The following is a 22,642-nucleotide window of genomic DNA, read 5'->3' as shown; positions in this document are numbered from 1 at the left end:
GTTTAAGTGAGCCCTGAAACCCCGGCAGATATGGGCGATCCGGTCTGCGCGGGATGATCGCCGTCGACCCACTGGATGATCATCCGGAATTGCACTTTCGCTTGCGAATAGTCGCGATAGAAGTCGAGAAGTTCTCCCGTGGGTTCCGACAAGCGTTGGAAGCCCGAAATGAAGGCGACGATCGTGCCGATCGTCGTCTGCCCGCGGATCACAAGATAGCCGCCAACGATCAGGACCATCAGCGACCCCATCGCGTTGGCTACATTCATTGACGTCTTCAGCCCGAACCTCAACAAATAGAATTCGATGCGGTTGCTGAAGATCGTGCGTATGGTGCGAAAGGCTGCTCGGCGCTTCGTCGAGTGACTGGCGAAGGAATTGACTGCCTGGTTGCCAAGCTTTCGGACCAGCGCGACCTGCCGTTCCACGAGTGTGTTCAGGTCCTTCTGCATGTAAAGCGCAAGCAGGATCTGCGGCAGAAGTGACACGCCGCTGACCAGAGCGATCACCGGCTGCATGTAGATCATGTAAGATATGACGGAGATCATTATCGTGATGTTGACTACGCATTCAGAGATGCTGGTGCCGACAAATGCGCCAACATAGTCGATCTCGTTGCCGATGATGCCGGCGGTCTGGCCACTCCTTGCATGCTCGCGCGCGGACCTCTGCGTGGCGACGACAGCGAGTTGGTCGCGGGCCGTCTTCACCACGCTCTCTCCGACCCAGCCCTGATAGACGATCAGGGCGTATTTCAGCCCCGCATGCAGGAGTATAGCCGCAAGATACAGGCTGCCGAGCGCCAGAAGCGCCCGTACGTTCTTGTCGGCAATCGCCACATCGACGATCCGTCTCTGCAGGTCGATGGGGATAAAGTTGGCCAAGGCAACCAAAATTGCGATCACGCTGACATAGACCTGATGCATGCCGCTGGCGCGCCGGACAAAGCCGGGAAACTTCTCGCCAGGGCGCATCACGTCGGCCATCGGCTCAAACGGGATGAAGCGCCGCGCAATTGTCGCGAAAACTCTGCTCACCTTCGATGCGCCTCCGTCGCCTCCATTTCCGGTCCAACCGATAAGGGCAACGCACCCTGTCGGTGACCAGCTGAACGGGCATCCTCAATCAGGCCCGGGACTGTCGCTCGGCCATGCCTTGCTCGCCGGCGTGGTCCCCGGTGGTGCCGGTCGTGCTCGAAGAAGAGCCTCTTCGACCATTCCGAGACCAGGGCATGGGCGATCGTGATGCGCTGCTTCAACGCGTCGACCGCGCGAGACGCGCTGTATTCCTGACTGAAGCCGAGACCGCAACTCGCTAGGATGATTGCTCCGATGATGACGGCCTCGCGGCCTTCACCGACAACACCGGTAACGATCGCCGCGACGATCAGGACCAGAACCAGCGGATTGCGAAACCGCCGCAACAGGACCGCCAGCGCTTGTTCTCGCCGATGATCGGCGAACGTGTTTGGTCCGAGGCGCGAAAGCCCGTTGCGCGTCGCGGTCGAAGTCAGCTCGGTAGGCCGAGAGCAGCATTCCTGCAGCACCTCGATAGCCGGTCGCGACAAATAGGGCTCGCCCACGCCGCGCCACGTTGGGGAGGCTGAGTTCTCGATCATCACGATTTGATAGCGAAGAAGGCCGCGAGCCCCCTTGATCGGCATCAAAGCCGGGAGAATTTACGATCCGAGCTTAAGCAGGCAGGCTGCGCGATAGATGCGCTGGAGGGCTCAGAGCGTTGCGTGAACCGGGACCATCGTCCTGCCGGCGCCACTGCTAGGACAGGCTTACGAAGGGAGGCCAGATCGGTGAAGGAAAGCTCCGGGATCGGACCTCCTTCGGCGCCATGTTCTGGTCCAGTTCGGCATCAACGCGCTGCTGCTTGCCGTGCTGGCGCAAGGCTGGAACATCATCGGCGGCTATGCCGACTACGCCCCTTTCGGCAATTCGGTGTTCTACGGCCTCGGCAGCTACGGCGTGGCGATCGCCATGGTGCAGTGGGAAATGCCCTTCGCCGTTGGGCTGATATTCGGCATGGCGATGGCGGGGCCTTCGCCTTATATCGTCAATCCTTATGCGATGATCGAATCCACCCGCATGCTGCTGGAATGGCTCGGCCACAACCGAGGCGCTCACCGCATCATCGATCATGGCAAGAGCGACCGCAGCCGTGCTCGCGCGGCCCGAACGCGCACGGGCGACATACGCGGAACCACCAACACCGAAGGAATGACCAGCGCCATCGTCGCTGCCATCGAGAAGGAAGCTGAAAATGTCCTTGCATAGGATCGCCGTGATCGGCGGTGACGGCATCGGCCCCGAGGTCGTCGAAGCCGGCGTCAAAGTCCTGGAAGCTTTGGCTGCCGTCGAACCGGGCCTTATCTTCGAGTTCAAGCGCTTCGATTGGGGCTCGGACTACTATCGCCGCAACGGCAGCATGATGCCGCAGGACGGCCTGGCTCAGATCGAGGACTTCGATGCGATCTATTTCGGTTCGGTCGGCGACCCGAACCTGCCGGACGACATCACGCTGTGGGGTTTGCGCCTGGCCATCTGCCAAGGGTTCGACCAGTACGCCAATGTTCGGCCGACGCGCCTTTTGCCCGGCCTCACCGGCCCACTGCGGCCTGAACTCGGCCAGCAGATAGACTGGGTGATCGTACGCGAGAACAGCGAAGGCGAATATGCGGGTGTCGGCGGCCGCGCCCATCGCGGCCTGCCGATCGAGGTCGCATGGTGACGTCGCTGTCTTCACCCGAGCCGGCACCGAGCGGATCGCCCGGTTTGCCTGCGACCTTGCCATGTCGCGCCCGCGCAAGCTCTTGACCGTCGTTACGAAGTCGAACGCGCAGCGCCATGGCATGGTGCTCTGGGACGAGGTCGTGCGCGAAGTGGTTCGCGGCTACCCCGGCCTGACCGTCGACTGGATGCTGGTCGATGCCATGACACAGCGCATGGTCAACAAACCCGGCAGCGTCGATACGGTTCTGGCAAGCAACCTTCATGCCGACATCCTGTCCGACCTGGCGGCCGCACTTGGTGGTTCGCTCGGTATCGGCTCGACGGCGAACATCGACCCGTCGCGCAGTCGTCCGTCGATGTTCGAACCTATCCATGGCTCAGCCTTCGATATCACCGGCAAGGGCGTCGCCAATCCGCTCGGTTCGTTCTGGACGGCAAGCCTGATGCTTGATCATCTCGGCGAGCAGCCTGCGGCGCGTCGCCTTATGGCGGCGATTGAAACCGTCACCGATCGAGGCGAATATCTCAGCCCGGACCTTGGCGGCTCAGCGCGCACCGCCGAGGTCACTGCCGCCGTGATTGCTGCGCTCTCGGGTGTAAACAGCACGAGCTCATCCCGCTTGACCGGATAGGGGCTACAGTCACCGTTGCCTGTTTGCAGATGCCCGCGCGATGGACTCCCCTCCCTAGGGGCGCGCCATAGGCGTGGACTTGCTGACGGGTCGGCCAGCGGCTGACGGCTCCGCAACCCGAAACTTCCGGCTGCGCGGTTATCTCGCTGCAGTTTCGCCGGCGCTTTGCTCGTGTATCAGATCTTGCAGTCTTCGCATTCGCTTTGTCGCCGTGGAGAGTCTTTCTGCTATAGCGCCCAATAAACCGCCCATCCGCAAAATTGAAGTATCCGGTAATTTAGCAAGAGAATATGTAATTCGCTGTGATGGAGCCTGGAAAACAAATGTTAGACAAAGTGGATTGAGATAATATCATTCTCCCTCTTGCCCTAAGCTGGATTCTTGTGCAACTTTTGCGATCTCTGGTGGGCGGGCATCGAGCGATGCACGGAGAGGGACAACGATACTCGCTTGGCCGGGCTGTCGGCTTATTCGCCCTGACCAAGTAATTCCCCACAAGCTGGCCTGAGCCGCTGAGTGCGTGATCCGTCTGTCGTCTGCTGCAGAGCAGGCGCCATCCCGGTCCGGCGCGCTCCTTTCGACCATCGTAGCCGGAGAAAGCAATGAAGAGATCTATCGTGGCAATCGTGCTCTCGGGCACTTTCGCGCTTACGGCGTGCCAGTCCTCATCGGATTCGACCGTTCGAGAGCACAACTCAGAATTCGGCTGCATCGCCGGAACGGTCGGCGGCGCCGTCGTCGGTGCCCTGATCGGCAGCACCATTGGCGGCGGCAGCGGTCGCGTCCTCGCCGAGGCTGTCGGTGTTGGCGGCGGCGGCTATCTCGGTAACCAGCTTGCCTGCCAATGAGACAACAAGAAAGGGACGAGACGATGAGAGCCACAATCGCGATGACGGCATCCCTGCTGCTGTTTTGCACCGGCGCGAGCACGGCGCAGGAGGCTATGTACGAGGGCCAGAAGGATCAACTCGATGCCAATGGCAACGGTGCGGTGAACCGGCAGGAGTATCAGTCCTTTATGACAAAGGCCTTCGAAAAGCTGGACGCCGACGATGACGGCTCTCTCAGCCAGGCCGAGACCGCCAACATCCTGAGCGCGGACCAGCTCGCAGCGGCTGATATCAATGGGGACGGCCGCGTCGGTCGGGAGGAATTCATGAACCGGGTCATGAAGGACTTCGCCGCGGCCGACAAGAGCGGAGACGGCCGCTTGCAATAGTCTTCGAATGGAGAGGCAGGGATATGGCTGATCTAACCATCATCATTGGTGTCGGAATCGCCGTGATTGTCATAGCGATCCTGTCCGCCATTCTTGTCTGGCTTTGGAAAGCCATGTCGCTGGAGGTTTTGGTCTGAAGGCAATGAAACTTCCAGCACCTGTGGGAGCTCGCCATGCTGCGCCGATTGTCCATCCGCTCCAAGCTGCTAGCCATCCTGCTTTTGGGCGGCATTGCGTGCACGGCCGCGACCGGCCTTGTCGCCGATCGCAGTGGATCCCAATCACTGGGTGCATCGATCTTTGGTCAGCTGACGACTTTAAGGGAGAGCAAGAAATCCGAGGTGGAGCGCTACTTCGCAGAGCTTGAGCGGCAGTTCGTTGTCTTATCGCGAGCTCCTGCCACGATCGACGCCATGGTCGCCTTCACCAGCGGATACAAGACATTGCAAGGCGAGCACGAGCCGCCGCCCGAGCTCTTGTCCTTCTATGAAAAGGATTACCTGCCGAAGATCGAGAGCTTGGTCGAAGGTGAGTTGAGCGCCGCCTCCTATATGCCGACCGATCCGTTGGCGCTGCGTCTCCAGACCGATTACATCGCTCGCAACAGCTTTCCCGTCGACGAGAAGCAGAAGTTGCTCTCCGCCGGGACTGGAACGTCCTACGACATTGCGCACGAACGCTATCATCCCTTCCTCACGCGGGCTGCCGAAGCCAGCAATCTCAGCGACATCATGCTCGTCGATGCGCAGACCGGCACGGTCGTCTACACGATCTATAAAGGCATCGATTTCGGCAGTAATGTCGTCGACGGTCCGCTCGCGCAGTCGGGCATCGGCCGCGCGTTTGCATCGGCCTTGCGCGACGGGACCTCAGACGGTTCCGTCGTACTGGAAGACTTCAGGGCGTATCCACCTAGCCTTCTCGCCCCAGCCGCTTTCATAGCCGTGCCAATAATTCGCGATGGGCAAACGCTCGGGATACTGATCGCCGAAGTCTCAAAAGACGATCTCGACGCCGTCATGACTTCGAACGGGCGATGGGCGGATGTGGGTCTCGGCAAAACCGGCGAAGCCTTTCTCGTCGGCCCGGACCACAGGATGCGCAGTGGCTCGCGCTTTCAAAGGGAAACTCCCGATTCTTACTTTGCCGCATTGAGCAGAGTCGGCATCAGTGATGCGGACATCGAACGCATCCGCCGCTTCAATTCCGCGGTTCTGAACCAACCCGACAATAGCCGGGCCGCCGAAGAGGCGCTCAGGGGTCAGTCAGGAACGGACATCCTCCAAGATTATCGCGGTGTCGATGTCCTGGCCTCCTGGGCACCGATCGATGTCCTGGGGACACGCTGGGCCATTCTTGCCAAGAGGATGTCGCGGAGGCGCTCGCGCCTGTCAGCGAGTTCCGGCGGCGCGTGGTCCAGGTCGCGGCGGCCGCCGCCGCCGTCCTCACCCTTGTCTCACTTTTTGCGGCAGGTGCATTCACCCGGCCAATCCGTGAAGTGCTGGCCGGAGTCAATCGACTCGCCGCCGGTGACGAGAAGACACGAATTCCCGTCAACGGCAGCGACGAATTCAGCGAACTCAGTCGCGCGTTCAATACCATGGCCGACGAGATTGCCACACGCAGCGACAAGATCGCCCAGAAGACCGGCGAGTATGAAGCGCTCTTGCGCAACGTCTTTCCCGAAATCGTCGCCGAGCGGATCAAAATGGGCGAGGAATCGGTGGCCGAGGTCGTCAAGAACGTCGCGGTCACGGTGATCGATATCGACGGTATCAACGTGCTTGTTACCGACGCGACACAGGACACGTTGAAGGCTGTCAACGAACTGATCAGCGACATAGATGAGGCGGCGTTGGACGCCGGCGTGGAGAAAACCCATTCGTTCGGCGAAACGTATATTGCCGCCTGCGGACTCTCGACGCCTCGGCTGGATGGTGCGCGGCGAATCCTTTCCTTCATCGCGGCGGTGGCCGAGATAGCGGAGCGCCACAGCCGTAACTGGAGCATACCGCTCACGGTCAAGGCCGCGGTCGCGCTCGGCGACGTGGAAGTCGGCCTCGTCGGCCAGCAACGCACGGTCTATAGCATGTGGGGCCTGACGGTGCTCACGGCACGCCGCATCGTCTTCGACGCCGATGCCAATTCCGTGCGCATCACGAAGCCGGTCCTGGAGCAACTGCCGGATGCGGATGGCTTCGTGAAGAAGCCATCCATCCCGATCAACCAGGCCGAGGCCGTGGATACGTGGCAAGGCCCCATCGCTGCGGCGTCGTCTGTCACCGCGGCTGCATGATGTGATTGTCATGACAAACATCCCGTGGTCCAGCTTTCTCGCGTGGGCGGCCGTTGTCGTCCTCGGCTATCCTCTCGTCACCCTTGTCCTTTCCGAGGTCACCCGGCGCATGGAGGGCTCCGAAACCACCCGCCCGCTGAAGGTGATCCAGAATGCCGTTCTGCCTGCTGTCGCCTTATGGGTCTTGATCCATAAGCTCTCGTCGCTCCCTTCCGACGGCGTAGCCTTCAAGGTCATCGATACCATTGTCGGCATACTCGTGCTCTATGCGGTCCTGCTGATCGGGCAGACCGTTCTCCTGGCGGCGAGACGTGCGGTCGATGGACGGGCTCAGGCGCCCAGGCTTTTCCACGAGCTCGGCGCAGTCTTCATCGTCATCGTGGGCGGCGCCTTCATCATCTCCACGGTGTGGGATATCAAGCTTACGACGCTGTTCGGCGCGCTCGGCGTCGGATCGGTCGTCCTCGGGCTGGCGCTACAAAGCGTGATCGGCGGTCTCGCCAATGGCCTCATCGTGCTCTCCGGCCGACATTTCGCCATCGGCGACTGGCTGCGTCTCGACCAGGGCTACGCCAAGGTCGTTCAGGTCGACTGGCGTGCCGTGACTCTGGAAGCTGGCGGGGAGCGGATCGCCGTGCCGAGTTCGAAGATTGCAGGGGACACCTTGCGGATCGTGCGAAATGGGCAACCGTTCGGGGCAGGCACGTCGATCGTCGTTCCTTCGGCCTATCCTCCGGACCAGGTTATCGCTGCCTTGACCGAGGCCGCGCGAAGCATTCCAGAGAGCATCGGTCCCGACAGCGCCAGCTGCCAGGTCGCGGAATGGACTGCCGGCGGTATTCGCTATGCAGTGGGTGTGTTGGTGGACGAGCCGGGCAAGATAGGCCGTGCATGCAACACGCTTCTCGACCGCATCTGGCACGTTCTGCCGCGACACGGCATCTCCCTCATGCGGACCGGGGACGGCAAGGTCGTCGAAGTGATTGGCGGTGCGCTCGACTGGGGAGTGACGGCCGAGGAGCGAGTTCGGTTGATCGTCAACAGCGGTGCACTGCGCGGCCCGGTGACCGGTATCGAGGAGCTTGCCGAAGCGTCGCGGATCGAACGCTACGCGCCTGGTGAACTATTGCTCGCACACGGCGCGCCCGCCACCGCTTTCTACATTCTGCTTAGCGGCAGCCTCTCGACTGCGATCGATACCCCCAGCGGCCCCCGCGTCGTTGATCGGCTGTCGCCCGGGCAGATGTTTGCCATCCGCCAGATTTTTCGCGGGACACCAAGCCCGGTGAGCCTCGTGGCGGACGAAGCTAGCGAGGTGATCGCTATTCCTGATTCAGCCATGCAGCGTATGCTGGACAAGAACCACAAGCTGGCCACCGATATCGACACCGCAATCGACAGCCGCGCCGATATGATGAGAGCATTGATCTCGAACGGAGCTGATGTGGAGACGGACGACACGGCCGAGCGCGCTAGAAGTCGTGCCTGATCCATCTGTCGGCTGCCGGTCAGCACAGGTGTGTTGTCGGAGTGCTTTTCCAGCCGGAGCAGCTCGTACTGCGTTGGGTCGTCGGGACAGAGGCCGGTCGAGCATTGAAGGAAGGGAAATGCGACCTGCCCGGCAGTTCTTGCCAAGGTCTTGGGCTGTGCGGCCGCGGCCGCCGGCTCGCTATGGCGCGCACGGCAGCGCCGGTTGGCGATCCGCGCTGTGACCGGTCGGTGGCACAGTTTCCTACTCCGCTGTGCCAGCTTTTTTTCTGCGCCGGTTGGTGTGCGACTGCGCGACCGCGATTTTTAACTCGGGTGTGATCTCCAACGGCGCATTCTCTGCCCCATGTGGGTTCTGTAGCCCTTCGACGTGGACGGTCGGGAACGGGAGTTCGATGCCCTGCTCCTTGAAGACTTGGCGGAGGCGTACATAGAATTTGCGTTTCATACCGAAGGCGCCTCCCGGTCTGGTTGTGACCTTGACCCTCAATACGATGCCGTACTCGCCGAACTCTTGTACGCCCTGCATCTTGATCGGTGAGAGCACCCAGGGTTTGAATTCGGGATCTTCCGCCAGTTCGAGGCCGATTCGCTTGATCAGCTTGCGAGCGAAGTCGATGTCGGTGTCATAGCCGACGGTGATGTTGAATTTGTCGGTAACCCAGTCACGGCTCTGGTTCTGGACTGCCCCGAGTTCACCGAAAGGTATTGTGAACAGCGAGCCACGATGGTGGCGCAGCTTCACCGAGCGCAGCGAAAAGCTCTCTACCGTACCCACATAAGAGCCCGAAGAAATGTATTCGCCGACGCGAAACGCATCATCGAGCAGAAAAAATACGCCGGAAATGACGTCCTTGACCAGGGTTTGTGCTCCAAATCCCACAGCGACACCAACGACGCCGGCGCCGGCGATCAGCGGGCCGATCTCGATACCCATTGAGGCGAGCATCATCAGCACCGCCATGACGACGATCACCGCGAGCAGAATGTTTTGGATGATCGGCAAGAGCGTGCGCAGCCGCGCCTGCTGCGGATCGACGATCGGCATCTCCTCGTCGCTGATCGCTGCGTGCGGCGTTTCGATGCCCAGCTTGCGTTCGATCAAAGCTTTGATGATCGACCAGCCGAAATCGGCTGCCAGGGCAATGACCACGATATTGATCAAGCCGCGCAATATGAGCGTGGTCGTCGTGTTGCTGTCCTGCATGGACTGCATGTTCAGACCCCAGACACGGGCGAGAACGTAAGCCGCCGCCAGGATCAAAATCATCCGGATTCCGCGATCGATGACAGCGATCGTCAGCGCCGGGATCGTAGGCCGGCCAGCATCTTCCGAACCCGGCCGCAGGACGAAATTGACCCCGCGCTGCGTCAGCACGATTGTCAAAGGCAGGAAGAATGCGGCGAAGGTAAACCAGAACAATATGGGAAGGCCGGCGATGCGCAGCAGGAACAGGACGACGAAGTAAGCCGTCAAAAACCATGTCGCTCCGGTGTGACCCGCTTGGTTCGCACCGTCTCGCTGCGTTCTTGGCCGACGCCAAACGGCAAGCAAAAAGAGCAACAGCAGTGCGGAATCGGCACCCACTGACAGGACCAGCATCCCGTCCTGATCGATGCCGAGACCCGGCAAGAGGATAAACGCGGCGCCGAAGAAGGCGAAGACGCCGACGATCCGGGGCAGCCAATAGAACCAATGGTCAGCCATCTCGTTGGTGATCGGCAAAGCACGAACCTCGACGGCGTTCTCGACCTGCATGAAGGAAGGGACGAGCATGGCTGCGAGGTACATGCGCACACCCGCTGTAACGACTGCAGCCATCAGAAATGTCAGCACGATCTCGCGGATAAGCATTGGCCAGTCGAACAACATGAACGCGCCAGCGCTGCCAAGCGCGAACGAGACGATCAGCAGGCTGGAATAAAGCGTGCGACCACCAATCTTCTTGGCCCGCCCAATGGGCGTATCCTTCGGCTGCGCGATGATCCAAAGACGAAACGGACGGGTGAGCCTGTACGTTGCCCAGGTGAGCGCCACGCCGGCAGCGATGAACATTGCGATCAGCAAAAGCACGCCGGCAGGCCGCCTGCCGGACATATCCTCCATGGTTTCTGCCCGAACGCGCGCGAACTGGCCTGGCAGCAGGGGCAAAGTCCGCACGATTCTTTCGATATGATGCTTGATCCGATCGAGCGTCGAGGACGCCATCGTATTCATCTGGCCTGGTGCGGCCACGGCGTCGGACGATGCGGCGGCCGGCGAAGCTCCTGCCTTGGCAGGCGCTCCCGTTGACCCGGCGTCCCGATTTCGTTGTTCGGCCATCCAGGCCTTCACCGACGGATCGTCGAGAAGCTCGAATAGCTGTTTGACCCTTTCAGGTGGGACGGTCGCCGGCGCCTGCGCCTGCGACGGGCCAGCCAACGAGAGGGCGATCCCAAAGACGAGGGACCTGGCGATCAGGAAAAACATCGCGGTCAGAAATCCGAGATGTCGTGTCGGGCGCGCCAGGTTCCTGGCTCCCAATCGTCGAATCATTAATTCGGGGCAGCTTGCCATTCAATGTATATAGACGATGACATAGCGCCCTTGGTAGGGCTGATAGTAGCTGCTGCCGCAGTGCCAGAGCACGGTGCCGTTGATCGAAGTCTTCACACACGCCGCCGGCAGCCTGCTCACGTAGACAGTCGAACGGCGGATCGTTCGGCGTGTGGTCCGCCTCGCAACCCCTGCTACACTGCCTGGCGTGAGTGGGCGACCAACTCGCGCCTGTGCGTCGCCGACGAAAGGGGCGAAGGGCGTAACGGCGTCGACAAGCCCTCCAAACATCAAGGCGATGACGATTCCGGCGGCGCCGGTCAATCTCAAGCTAAATCTTGTCATTTTGCGTCCTCCCAGAAACTCACCACTCCGTGCGTTTGGATTCGCGTCCGATGCAACCATGCGTCCGACGCAACCCAGAGCCGAACCCGAAACCGGGCTTGTTCTCTGGCCCAGCGGGCCAGGGGCAATGCATTTACTATTTTAGAATATACTAATTTGATGATGCGACTTCTATCCGGATTGCGCAAATTCCATCGATGACGGGGGCGCAATTTCGAGGACTGCACTGTGCCCTGGTCACGATCTTCCGGCGCGCTGGAGTGTTTCCTTGGGAGACTCACCGAAGAACAGGCGATAGTTGGCGGCGAAGCGGCCCAAATGGTTGACCCCCACATCCATTGCGATCGTTGTAACGCTCAAGCCGTTTGCACGGGCAGTGGTAAGGAGCCGTCTGGCTTCGTTGAGGCGGAGCGCTCTGATGAATTCGAGCGGAGTTACAGCGAATGTGGTGCGAAAGGCGTACTCGAGCTGTCGCCGGCTGACGCCGATTTCCTTGCACAGTCGAACAATGGGTATGTCTTCCCGGATGTGCGTGCGAATGAAATCCTCGGCTGCCGATGCTTGTCTAAAATGATGACTCGCGGAACCGGCTGTCCCGGTCTCACGACTATCTGCGCCCGCGAAGGCGTCAGCCACCACTCCCAGGTATTCCACGAATGCATCTGGCGGTTGCTTTGGCAGAACCGAATCGCTTGCAAGTGTCGCAAGGTGGTCTGCCATCGACTTCATCTGGCTTCGGATTGTTTGCGCTTCGCCGGCGGTGAGCCGAACTGTCGTAGGGCGATCGCTGATCTGTTCGAGGACCATTCCCGCGGCAACCGACTGGATTTCCATCCAGGTCGAGGTCGGGACAATGGCGACTGCGTAGGTGAGGCCGGGCCGGACCGTTGCCGTCACGCTCGTGCCGGCAGGGATTGCCAGGACCAAGTCGTCTTCGAGCGGGATGCCGCATATCGTCGACCCACAGGCCCGCTCGATGGCCACTAACGCCACGGAGCCTGGATCGAAACCGCCATTGGCGCGGAAGGCGCAATTGAATTCGGGCAGGTCGAGCGCCCACTTGCCGGGGGACTGGATTTGCCGGATGCGCGAGGGAAGCCAGCCGGTCGAAAGCCTGTCGACCTTCACGGGCAGACCGGAGGCGGCGCTGGTCAGGTCGTCAGGGCCAAGCAGCACGTCCCTGTACGAAGGCGATGAAGGCCAGGCGGTCAAAAATACGTCCTTTGCGCAAAGTGGATAGCGGGACGGTTGTATTAGGTGTACCTTAAATTCGAATTGCGCGAGATCAATCGGCGCAAAATATGGCCGACGCACGGCTGGTGGGGACTGTGGACGAAATAGATATGGTTCAGACGGGTTCGCCGAGAACATCGAGCGTCTTTGCCATGATTATCGTGCAGCGCCGGGACCGGAGGAGCGAATGGCGCAAGACGTTGATATGTTGATCCGTCAAGTTCCGCTGCATGGCCGCCGAATTGACCTAGCGCAAAGCGAGATTTCATCTAGTCTCCGATGCCGTATCGAATATGACTCGGTGCATAGTTCACAGCGGTGTCTTCGCCACCAGCAAGTGGGCTACAGGGAGGAAAGATGGGGACTCTCATGAACAAATTTCGTTCCGCCGCCTTGGGAACGGCAGCGGTGTCTCTACTTTGTGCGGCCAGTGCGTTTGCGGCAGACGCGACCAAGCAGCAACAGGATGAAGGCTGGACTGTTACTGTCGCCCCGTATCTGTGGGCATCGGGAATCAACGGCGAAAGCGGCCTCTTCGGATTCCCGCCTCAGGATGTCGATGTGAGCTTCAGCGATGTGCTGCAGCATCTCAAATTCGGCTTCATGGGGATTACGGAAGCCCGCAACGGGCGTTTCACCATCAGCACGGACATAGTCTACGCCAGGCTCAACGCCGACATAGACACCCCCGGGGAATCCTCGCTTCAAACATCGATGCGACGGTGAGCACTTTCATGGGGACGGCGCTTGGCGGTTACAGCCTGTACTATCAGGACGGGACCAATTTCGATCTGGTGGCCGGCGCGCGCCTCTGGTCGGCCGACAACCGTTTCGAATTCCACGGCGGCGCGCTTGACGGCACTTCGGCGAGCGACGGCGATACATGGGTCGATCCGGTGATCGGCGCCAAATTCAAGGCCGATGTCGGTAACGGAATCTACCTTGCCGGCTGGGGCCTGGTCGGTGGTTTCGGCGCGGGGTCCAAGTCCATGTGGGACGTAATGGGTGGCGCCGGTTATCAATTCAACGAAAAGACGTCGATGTTTATCGGCTATCGGGCCGTGCACGACAATTATAGTCACGACGGTTTCGTGAATAAACTCACCCAGCAGGGACCGATGCTGGGTTTCACGTATAAATTCTCGGTCCAATAAAGGATTGAGACGGAGTGGTTGGTTCGTGGCGCTTGCGTTTAGCTGGACTGCCAAGTGATGGCAGAGAGGCCATCGGCTGCTGTCCGACACCGGTGTGCTTACTGGTCGGAAAACAGAAACACAGGTCCTGAAAGCTTCGGCCTTCAGGGAGGAGTGACGTTGATACCCCAAAAGCATTTACCCAAAGGGGAGAAGGGCGGAGAGTATGAGTATCGATCGAGACTTCCCGGCTGAAGCCGGCACAAGCAACAAAATCACGCGGCGCGACGCATTGATGGCCGGCACGGCGGCTGCCGTTTCGCGATTTGCCGTTCCTGCCGGCCTCTCAGGAGCGCTTGCCGGCCTTGCCGGTGTTCAGGCCGTGGCGGCCGAGCCATCGCGACCCAACATCGTCTTCATCGTCACGGACGATCAGGGCTGGAAAGATGTCGGCTACCATGGCTCGGACATCAAGACGCCCAACATCGACAAGCTTGCAGCAGAAGGGGCGAAGCTCGAGGAATATTACGTGCAGCCGATGTGCACACCAACGCGTTGCGCCCTGATGACCGGCCGCTATCCGCTACGCTATGGTATGCAGGTTGGCGTTGTCCCTGCTGCGGGGACCTATGGCCTTCCGCTTGACGAAACCCTTCTTCCGCAAGTCCTCAAAGATGCCGGTTATCGAACGGCGATGAGCGGTAAATGGCATCTTGGCCATGCCAAGACGGATTATTGGCCGAAACAACGTGGATTTGATTCATTCTACGGGGCAACCGTCGGCGAGATCGATCATTTCAAACATGCTTCGCACGGGATCGCGGACTGGTACCGAAACAACAAGCCGATCAAGGAGCAGGGCTTCGACAACATCCTGTTCGGTCGGGAGGCCGTCCGGGTCATCAACACGCACGATCAGAAAAAGCCCCTCTTTCTCTACCTCGCCTTCACCGCGCCCCACACGCCCTTCCAGGCTCCGAAGGAGTATCTCGACCGGTACAAGAATATCCCGGACGAGAACCGGAGAGCCTATGCCGCCATGATCTCCGTGATCGATGACGAGGTGGGAAACGTCGTGGCCGCCCTCGAGAAGAAGAGGATTCGCGACAACACTCTTATCGTTTTCATGAGCGACAATGGCGGCGTCGTCAACTCGATGTTTACGGGGGACACGAAGGTAAACGGCAAGCTGCCTGCGGATAACGGCCCCTATCGTGACGGCAAAGGCACTATCTATGAAGGGGGCACCCGCTCGGTTGCCTTCATGAACTGGCCCGGCAAGATCAAGCCTGGTGTCTTCAATGGCCTTATGCACGTCGTTGACATGTTGCCAACGCTGTCCGGGCTAGCCGGTGCCAAGCCTGGCAAGGACAAACCGCTGGACGGCATGGATATGTGGCCGGCCATCAGCGAGGGCAAACCTTCGCCGCGCACTGAGATTGTCTACAACGTTGATCCGATGGCCGGCGCGGTGCGTGAGGGCGATTGGAAATTGGTATGGGCAGCAGCGTTGCCGCAAAAGATAGAGCTTTTCAATTTGGCGCAGGACAAATCGGAAGCGACCAATCTGGCCGACAAAAATCCGGATAAAGTCAAGGAGTTGCAGGCAAGGATTACGGAACTCGCAACCCAGATGAAGCCTCCGCTGTTGCTGATGGAAGCCGTGCGGTTGACGTACTTCACACCGTTGGTGACGCCAAGCCCGGAAGATATGTTTGCCGCGGGAGATTGAAAGGCAGATGAGTTCTGCCGTTCAGACGAGGCCGCCCGATGACTGAGGCACGACTTGCCGCAAAGCCGGCAGCCTCGTCGCATGGCGATATGCTCTGGATCCCCGGCGGCGAGTTCCTGATGGGCTCGAACGGCCACTATCCGGAAGAGGCGCCGGCGCACCGCGTCGTCGTCGGCGGCTTCTGGATGGATCGCACGACGGTCACAAACGCCGAGTTCAGGCGCTTCGTCGAGGCGACCGGCTACGCTACGCTGGCCGAGCGCCCGGCAAATGCGGCTGACTATCCCGGAGCCAGCGTCGATTCATTGGCTCCGGCTTCAGCCCTGTTCGTCAGGCCTCCACGCGGCATCGATCGCAGCAATCATTACAACTGGTGGGCTTACGTCCGGGGCGCGAACTGGAGGCATCCGCGCGGGCCCGCCAGCGGCCTCAAGGGGCTCGAAAGCCATCCTGTCGTGCACATTGCCTATGAGGACGCGGAAGCCTACGCGAACTGGGCCGGAAAGGCGCTGCCGACCGAGGCCGAATGGGAGTTCGCCGCGCGCGGCGGGTTGGAGGGCGCCGAATTCGTATGGGGCGACGAACTGACCCCCGGCGGCCAGCATATGGCCAACACCTATCAGGGCGAGTTTCCATTCCGCAACGATTGCGAGGACGGCTACGAATGGACCGCGCCCGTCGCCTCGTTTCCGGCAAACGGTTATGGCCTCTATGACATGGCCGGCAATGTCTGGCAGTGGACTGTCGACTGGTACCAGGAGCACCGCCGAATCGAGAGCCCATGCTGCACGATAACCAATCCGCGCGGCGGCGAGCGCGAGGCGAGCTACGACCCGCTGACGCCCGACATCAAAATTCCACGCAAGGTCACCAAGGGCGGGTCCTTCCTGTGTGCCCCCAGCTACTGCCGGCGTTACCGCCCGGCCGCTCGCATGGCGCAGCCCGTGGATACGTCCACCTGTCACCTTGGCTTTCGTTGCATCGCGCGTTCGTCGTGAGGGGAGCGTGCTTGTGCTCGGCCGATGTCAGCGCGTGAAGGCATCCACAAAGGGTAAGCAATGGCGCGGTCTAGACCGTTACGCAGGCACGCCGTAGGAAGTATATCGGCTCTCTTCCTTGCGCTGACGGCGTGCGCGACAGAGCCCGAGGGCGTTCTTACGCCGATTCCCGCGAGCCTGGTCTCGCCGGCGGCCTCGGATGTGACGATGCTGGTTGCGACCAGCCGCAAGCCTTCCGGCGACCCGGCGACCTTGTTCACGGGCGAGCGCAGCCCGGCACTTTCCTTGACCGACCTCACCATCTCAATCCCGCCGAACCGTGCGCCCGGCACGGTCGAATGGCCGAAAAAGCTGCCGCCCGATCCCCGGAAGGATTTCGCCGTCGTTGCCGCGAAAAATCTGTCGATTCCCGAAGCTCACAAATGGCTGCATTCTCATAATTCGAACGGCCATGTTCTCGTCTTCGTGCATGGCTTTAACAACAGGTATGAGGATTCGGTGTTTCGCTTCGCGCAGTTCGTGCATGACTCGCGGGCAAAGGTCGTGCCGATCCTTTTCACATGGCCGTCGCGCGCCAGTGTTCTCGGCTACAACTACGACAAGGAAAGCACCAATTTTTCACGCACCGCATTCGAGCGGACGTTGAAGGCCTTGGCTGACGACCGCGGCGTGACGGACGTCACGGTCATGGCGCACTCTATGGGCACCTGGCTCGCGATGGAATCATTGAGGCAGATGGCGTTGGAGGACGGGCGCGTTTCGCCCAAGATCAGGAACGTCATCCTGGCATCTCCCGATCTGGACGTGGATGTCTTCGGCCGCCAGTGGACCGAGCTCGGACCGAAAAAGCCGAAGTTCACCATCACCGTCTCGCGGGACGACCGGGCGCTTGCCGTTTCGCGTCTGATCGCGGGCAATGTCGATAGGGTGGGGCAGGCCGATCCGTCAAAGGAGCCGTACAAATCGAAGCTGCAGGCGGCCGGAATAACAGCTCTGGATCTGACTGACGTGAAGACCGCGGATCGTTTGAACCACAGCAAGTTTGCCGAAAGTCCTGAAATCGTGCAGCTCCTGGGGGCGCAACTGGCATCCGGTCAAACCCTGACGGATTCGAAAGTTGGCCTTGGCGACGAGCTGGGCCTGGTCGTTGCCGGCACAGTCGACACGATCGGCAACGCCGCGGCAACGACGGTCAGCGCGCCCATTGCGGCGGTTGAGGGGAACACGAACAAACCGCCGCCCGACGACCTGGAGACGATACTGAGGGGCGATGCGACGACGCAGTGATTCGTAGCCCCAGTGTTTACTCGGTTCTTCCTGGCTGCGGAAAATCGTCAGCGCTGGGACTGCGCTACTCCGTTGGGGCGGTAAGGTTGGTGATTGCACATTCGCCGGGAACAATGCAGCCTAGCCTTGAGGCTCGAAACCTACCTCCCGGGGCGGGACCATGCAGGAAGGACACGCAGCACAGCAACCGGTGCAGAAGTCATGACACGCGCCCAGTTGGCCGGCGTCATCCTGGGCTTGTCGCTGGTAGCGGCGCTTACAATTGTCCGGGCGCGCGACCCGCAGCCGTTGAGACTGGCCCGCGAAGCGACGTTCGACCAATATCAGAGGCTGGCACCTCGCCACTTCGAGTCGATGCCCGTCCGCGTGGTCGACATCGACGAGGCCTCATTGCAGCAGTTCGGGCAGTGGCCGTGGCCCAGGGATCGCATGGCGGCTCTGGTCGAGAAACTGACGGAGCTTGGTGCGGCAGCCATCGCATTCGACATCCTTTTCGCCGAGCCTGATCGTCTGTCGCCTCGCACTGTTGTCCGCGACGTGCCAGGCATCGATCCTGCCGTGCTCGACCGCCTGCCCGACAACGACGAGATCTTCGCCCGGTCGATCGCCGGCAAACCAGTTATCCTGGGTTACGGCATCTCCAACGAAGGGAACTATCGTCCGCGAATGAAGGCTGGCATCGCCTTTACGGGCGAAAGCCCGGTCGATGCTCCTCCCCATATCAAGGCAGCCACACCGCTGCGGCCGCAGCTTGAGGCCAATGCCGCCGGCATCGGGCATATCAGCCTCAATCCGGGCAGGTCGACCGCTGTTGTGAGGGCAACTCCACTTTTTCTGACTGATGGCGAGCAGCTTTATCCGGATCTTGCGCTCGAGGCCATGAGGGTAGCGCAAGGCGCCTCCACCTATCTCATTGCCGGCGCGCCGGATCGGCAGGGCATAATGACCTCCGTCAAGATCGGCGACTTCGTTATCCCGGTAACCTCGGCCGGCGAACTCTGGCTCTATGTCAGTCCCGACAGGGCGGAACGGTATGTTTCGGCGAAGGACGTGCTCGCACCCGACGGCGTCTCGCCTGAAACAAAGGCCGCGATCGACGGCAGCATCGTGTTTGTCGGCACTTCCGCCGCCGGGCTTCAGGATATTCGTGTCACGGCACTCGGTGAGAACGTGCCGGGCGTCTCGCTCCACGCGCAGATGGTTGAACAGGTACTGTCCGGCCACTATCTGTCGCGGCCCGACTGGGCAAACGGGCTGGAAATCGCGTCGATCGCGATGCTGGGCATCCTTCTGGTGATTCTCACGATTTTCGTAAGCCCCGCGATTGCGCTCGCCTGCGGCCTGGCGATCACGGGCCTGGCGCTCGTCGCATCATGGCTCGCCTTTTCGCTTGCGGGACTGCTGTTCGACCCGTTTGCGCCGATCGTCATGGGCACGATCACGCATTTCGCGACAACCTCTTTCCGCTTCCTGGTGACTGATCGGGAGCGGCGCGCGATCCGGCGGGCCTTCGGCCAATATTTGTCGCCATCGCTTCTCTACCGCATCGAGCACACGCGCAACGCACTTCGTCTTGGCGGAGACGACCGCGAGCTGACCGTGATGTTTGTCGATGTGCGAAACTTCACCGAGATCAGCGAAAGACTGCCGCCCACAGCTGTCGTGCGGTTTCTGAACACGCTTCTCGACGCGCTCAGCCGTCATGTCACCGCCAATGAAGGCACACTCGACAAGTTCATCGGCGATTCGATCATGGCCTTTTGGAATGCCCCGGTCGATGTCACCGACCATCCTGCCAAGGCCGTTCGCGCGGCATTGGCCATGCGCGAGACGATTGCCCGCCTCAACGAAAGCGATACATTCGGATTCGGGGCCGGGCAGACGGTTCGCATCGGTATCGGAATCCATACCGGCGTCGCCTGCGTCGGAAACATGGGTGCGGAGTCGCGATTCAACTATTCGGCCGTTGGCGACGCGGTGAACATAGCAGCGCGTATCGAGACAGCGTGCAAGACGGTGAGTTTCGACATCCTCGCGTCCGACGACACAGTAAGATCACTGCCAGGCTGGGCCTTGCTCGACGCGGGATCGCTGGAGCTCAAGGGAAAGAGCTCCAGGACCAGAATCAGTGCCGTCGTCGGCGATGAAAATGTTGCGTCGTCGCCGGATTTTGCGGAATTGCGGCTTCTCCACGGCAAGCTCGTCGAGGCGTTGCAATCGCGCTTGCCAGGCAGCCGAAAGATCATCGCGGCGGCCAAAGCCAAGGCTGCAAGCCTGCCGGCAGGCTTGCAGGACTTCTATGGCCGGATAGCTCGTAGAGCGGATGATTTTGTTGCCAAACGGGCGGCAGCGGCGGTGGAAGTGAATGCCGGCTATGCGGAGCAACAATTCGGCTCCGGTTCCTGACCTGCGTTCATACAGGGAGGTCGACCACATGACTCGCTACTGTTCAAGGGCAATGATGTCGTCCACCCCGACGTAGAGGCGAGTTAGCCCCGGCCGGGCGGCGAAGTCGAATATCGGACTCGCCAAGAAAAAGAGCGGCTATCCGTGGCTCTTGCCGTTGCCACCGCCCTTGCCCTATCCCTTCTTGCCAGGACCGTAGGATCTTCCGGGATTGCTGGGATCGTGCTTACCCGGATCATTTCCATGCCCATTGTTGCCGTCATCCACCTCGCCTTTCGGCGGCGGCTCCGGCGGGCTCGGCGGATTGGGCGTGCCCGGACTGGGTGGCGCCGGTGAGTTGCGCTGCTGCGGCCGCGGCGTATGTTCCTGCTGAATGGCAGCCGTAAGCCCGCAATTTCCGCCGATTGCGCCAAAGCTTCCCGAAAGCTGCTGATTGCCGGTCAGAAACGGCAATGCCCGCGAGGTGCCGAGTGTGGTGAGCACGGATCGATTGACCTTGATAACGTCGGTGATTGCGCCCGATGGCGTCGCGACCACACAATCGCAGCGCCGCTTCAGTTCCCTGCATCCGGCGCCGCCGCAGAATCGGGCCGTCCCCTTCAGGAGCACGACGGCGGTTTTGCCGTTGGGCGCGATATGGACATCGAATGCTGTTCCCCGCACGCCTATCGTGCCCGCAGGCGTCACGATCTGGTAGGCGGATGAAGGCGAGCTTCCGCTTATCCAGCGAAACGTTCCCTTGGCAGCGCGGATGGTAAGCTTCTTCACCGAATTATCATCGTTGAAGACATACTTGTCGATGACGACTGAAGAACCCCATCCCACCGCCAGCTTGGTGCCATCCAGGAACACGAACTGGCCAAGCCCGGAATTGGATGTACTGATCCGTTCGTCCCGATGAACGGGTGACTTGACTTCCAGCGGTCCGCTTGCGCCGGTAACGGCAGTTTTGATCACGACTGCCTGGCCCACTGCTTCGGCGGCTATGGTCGGTGTCGCATTGTTGAGCGTCGCGGCAAGAGCGACAATAGCAGCCCACCTCAAGGACGGCATAGCATCCTCCTGCAAATGCCTTTATTAGCATATGCTTGAAGAGGAGGCATACATCAATTGAAGTAGGACATAGCTCTTTCGCTCAGGCAAAGCTCGAAAGCACAATCGTCGACGCCAGGCTCTGTGCCGCGCACGGCGCAACAAGACCGACGAGGCTGATGCGCTGGGGATTGCATCTGATGCGCATGGCAGCTGGGCAGACGTTGAGTAATACAATTGAAAAAATTGCGTCCTCATGTTCAAAGCAGGTCGGTAGACCCGCGAGGATGGTTTCGAATTCCGGGTCGCCCACGGTCCTCAAAACGAGAATTCTAAAAGACGTTCAACAATGACCCAGCACGCACAAGACGCTCGAATTCTCATGTACAGCCACGACACGTTCGGGCTCGGCCACCTGCAGCGCTGTCGGACGATCGCGCATTCGCTGGTCGAGGATTTCCGCGGACTTCAGGTGCTGATCATTTCAGGCGCGCCTATCGCCGGTGCCTTCGACTATCGCGCCCGCGTCGACTTCGTGAAGATCCCCAGCGTCATCAAATTGCGCAACGGCGAGTACACCTCGCTGGAAAAGGATATCGATCTGCATGAGACGCTGAGGATGCGGCAGTCGATCATCCGCCACACGGCCGAGACCTTCCGGCCGGATATCTTCATCGTCGACAAGGAACCGCTCGGCCTGCGCGGTGAGATCGAGGATACTTTGTCCTACCTCAAGACGCGGGGTACCACGCTCGTGCTTGGTCTGCGCGAGGTCATGGATGCGCCGCATCTGCTCGAAGCAGAGTGGGCACGCAGGGATGTGATGCGCAAGATAGGCCTGTTCTACGACAAGGTCTGGGCCTATGGCCCGCCGGATTTCTACGATCCGTTGACCGGCCTGGATGTGCCGCCGGCTGTCAGGGCAAAGATGAGGTTCGTCGGTTTCCTGCAACGGAGCCTGCAGCGGATCGAGTTGCCCGGCCACCGGCCCGAGGGCGAGTATATCCTCGTTACCACCGGGGGCGGCGGTGACGGCGCGGAACTGATCCACGACGTCATCGATGCCTATCAGCAGGACCCGCAATTGCAGCATAGGGCGCTGATCGTGCTTGGGCCTTACATGCCGGCACGCAAGCGCAACAAGCTGCTCAAGAAGGGGGCCAAGATCCCCTATATCAAGATCATCGAGTTCGACAACCGCATGGAAGACCTGATTGCAGGGGCCAAGGCGGTAGTGGCGATGGGCGGTTACAACACCTATTGCGAGATACTGTCTTTCGACAAGCCGGCGCTGATCGTGCCGCGCACCGAGCCTCGGGAGGAGCAATTGATCCGCGCTCGGCGCGCAGCCGAACTCGGCCTCATCGAGATGCTTTTGCCGGAAGAAGCCAAGGATTCCCAGCGGTTTGCCGATGCGCTGGTGATGCTGCCGGACCGGCCCCGCCCATCCCAGAGCAATCCGCATCTGAGGCTGGAAGGGCTGCCCCATATTTCCGAAATCGTCGCGGAACTGCTCGACCGGCGGGCCAGTCCTCACCTTTCGGTCATTGAAGGAATGAACTGA

At 60.5% G+C, this 22,642-nt stretch carries 18 protein-coding genes and 2 pseudogenes; 14 read left to right on the top strand and 6 right to left on the bottom strand.

Annotated elements, in window-relative coordinates:
• Positions 1–2: 2 nt before the first annotated feature.
• Positions 3–1,037 (bottom strand): ABC transporter ATP-binding protein, encoded by a 1,035-nt coding sequence (locus EJ070_RS04395; protein ID WP_126090219.1) that lies wholly within the window; start codon positions 1,035–1,037, stop codon positions 3–5.
• On the bottom strand, positions 1,034–1,582 hold the full coding sequence (locus tag EJ070_RS04390; RefSeq protein WP_189350376.1) for a cation-transporting P-type ATPase: 549 nt from the start codon (positions 1,580–1,582) through the stop codon (positions 1,034–1,036). The genes EJ070_RS04395 and EJ070_RS04390 overlap by 4 nt, the downstream gene beginning before the upstream one ends.
• A 265-nt stretch (positions 1,583–1,847) precedes the next feature.
• Here EJ070_RS04390 and EJ070_RS04385 point away from each other — a divergent pair.
• The 7 genes and pseudogenes from EJ070_RS04385 to EJ070_RS04360 all read left to right on the top strand — a co-directional run.
• Positions 1,848–2,012, top strand: a pseudogene (locus EJ070_RS04385) (branched-chain amino acid ABC transporter permease); the annotation flags it as partial.
• A 259-nt stretch (positions 2,013–2,271) separates the two neighbouring features.
• Positions 2,272–3,373, top strand: a pseudogene (locus EJ070_RS04380) (tartrate dehydrogenase).
• Positions 3,374–3,975: 602 nt separating this feature from the next.
• Positions 3,976–4,221 (top strand): glycine zipper 2TM domain-containing protein, encoded by a 246-nt coding sequence (locus EJ070_RS04375; protein ID WP_126090217.1) that lies wholly within the window; start codon positions 3,976–3,978, stop codon positions 4,219–4,221.
• 41 nt (positions 4,222–4,262) lie between these two features.
• Positions 4,263–4,592 (top strand): EF-hand domain-containing protein, encoded by a 330-nt coding sequence (locus EJ070_RS04370; RefSeq protein WP_245464814.1) that lies wholly within the window; start codon positions 4,263–4,265, stop codon positions 4,590–4,592.
• 173 nt (positions 4,593–4,765) lie between these two features.
• Positions 4,766–6,352, top strand: a complete 1,587-nt coding sequence (locus tag EJ070_RS36970) for a cache domain-containing protein (RefSeq protein WP_245464813.1) — start codon at positions 4,766–4,768, stop codon at positions 6,350–6,352.
• Positions 6,301–6,888, top strand: coding sequence for an adenylate/guanylate cyclase domain-containing protein (locus EJ070_RS04365; protein ID WP_245464812.1), 588 nt, complete (start codon positions 6,301–6,303; stop codon positions 6,886–6,888). The genes EJ070_RS36970 and EJ070_RS04365 overlap by 52 nt, the downstream gene beginning before the upstream one ends.
• Before the next feature lie 10 nt (positions 6,889–6,898).
• Positions 6,899–8,377: a mechanosensitive ion channel family protein gene (locus EJ070_RS04360; RefSeq protein WP_126090215.1), complete on the top strand. Its 1,479-nt coding sequence runs from the start codon at positions 6,899–6,901 to the stop codon at positions 8,375–8,377.
• A 243-nt stretch (positions 8,378–8,620) separates the two neighbouring features.
• On the opposite strand, the gene EJ070_RS04355 is transcribed toward EJ070_RS04360, so the two are convergent.
• The 3 genes from EJ070_RS04355 to EJ070_RS04345 all read right to left on the bottom strand — a co-directional run bounded on the left by EJ070_RS04355 (position 8,621) and on the right by EJ070_RS04345 (position 12,469).
• Positions 8,621–10,846, bottom strand: a complete 2,226-nt coding sequence (locus EJ070_RS04355) for a mechanosensitive ion channel family protein (RefSeq protein ID WP_126090214.1) — start codon at positions 10,844–10,846, stop codon at positions 8,621–8,623.
• A gap of 87 nt (positions 10,847–10,933) precedes the next feature.
• Positions 10,934–11,257 (bottom strand): hypothetical protein, encoded by a 324-nt coding sequence (locus EJ070_RS04350; protein WP_126090213.1) that lies wholly within the window; start codon positions 11,255–11,257, stop codon positions 10,934–10,936.
• Positions 11,258–11,494: 237 nt separating this feature from the next.
• Positions 11,495–12,469, bottom strand: coding sequence for a helix-turn-helix domain-containing protein (locus tag EJ070_RS04345; protein ID WP_189350371.1), 975 nt, complete (start codon positions 12,467–12,469; stop codon positions 11,495–11,497).
• Positions 12,470–12,859: 390 nt separating this feature from the next.
• Here EJ070_RS04345 and EJ070_RS04340 point away from each other — a divergent pair, with 390 nt between their 5' ends.
• The 6 genes from EJ070_RS04340 to EJ070_RS04315 all read left to right on the top strand — a co-directional run bounded on the left by EJ070_RS04340 (position 12,860) and on the right by EJ070_RS04315 (position 20,046).
• Entirely contained in the window at positions 12,860–13,216 is a 357-nt protein-coding gene (locus tag EJ070_RS04340; RefSeq protein WP_126090211.1) for a hypothetical protein, read from the top strand.
• On the top strand, positions 13,213–13,644 hold the full coding sequence (locus EJ070_RS04335; protein WP_126090210.1) for a hypothetical protein: 432 nt from the start codon (positions 13,213–13,215) through the stop codon (positions 13,642–13,644). Before EJ070_RS04340 ends, EJ070_RS04335 begins: the two co-directional genes overlap by 4 nt.
• 205 nt (positions 13,645–13,849) lie before the next feature.
• On the top strand, positions 13,850–15,355 hold the full coding sequence (locus EJ070_RS04330; RefSeq protein WP_126090209.1) for an arylsulfatase: 1,506 nt from the start codon (positions 13,850–13,852) through the stop codon (positions 15,353–15,355).
• A 38-nt stretch (positions 15,356–15,393) separates the two neighbouring features.
• The gene (locus EJ070_RS04325; protein WP_189350369.1) at positions 15,394–16,353 is read left to right on the top strand and encodes a formylglycine-generating enzyme family protein; all 960 of its coding nucleotides are present in this window, start codon (positions 15,394–15,396) and stop codon (positions 16,351–16,353) included.
• A gap of 60 nt (positions 16,354–16,413) precedes the next feature.
• Positions 16,414–17,640 (top strand): alpha/beta hydrolase, encoded by a 1,227-nt coding sequence (locus EJ070_RS04320; protein WP_126090208.1) that lies wholly within the window; start codon positions 16,414–16,416, stop codon positions 17,638–17,640.
• A 201-nt stretch (positions 17,641–17,841) separates the two neighbouring features.
• Positions 17,842–20,046: an adenylate/guanylate cyclase domain-containing protein gene (locus EJ070_RS04315; protein WP_126095635.1), complete on the top strand. Its 2,205-nt coding sequence runs from the start codon at positions 17,842–17,844 to the stop codon at positions 20,044–20,046.
• A 174-nt stretch (positions 20,047–20,220) separates the two neighbouring features.
• On the opposite strand, the gene EJ070_RS04310 is transcribed toward EJ070_RS04315, so the two are convergent.
• Positions 20,221–21,099: a FecR domain-containing protein gene (locus EJ070_RS04310; RefSeq protein WP_126090207.1), complete on the bottom strand. Its 879-nt coding sequence runs from the start codon at positions 21,097–21,099 to the stop codon at positions 20,221–20,223.
• Between the two features lie 328 nt (positions 21,100–21,427).
• Here EJ070_RS04310 and EJ070_RS04305 point away from each other — a divergent pair, with 328 nt between their 5' ends.
• Complete coding sequence (locus EJ070_RS04305; protein WP_126090206.1) at positions 21,428–22,642, top strand: glycosyltransferase family protein; 1,215 nt, start codon at positions 21,428–21,430, stop codon at positions 22,640–22,642.

The organism is Mesorhizobium sp. M1E.F.Ca.ET.045.02.1.1 (genome assembly GCF_003952485.1).
Classification (GTDB): domain Bacteria; phylum Pseudomonadota; class Alphaproteobacteria; order Rhizobiales; family Rhizobiaceae; genus Mesorhizobium.
This window is presented reverse-complemented; position numbering and strand designations above follow the sequence as displayed.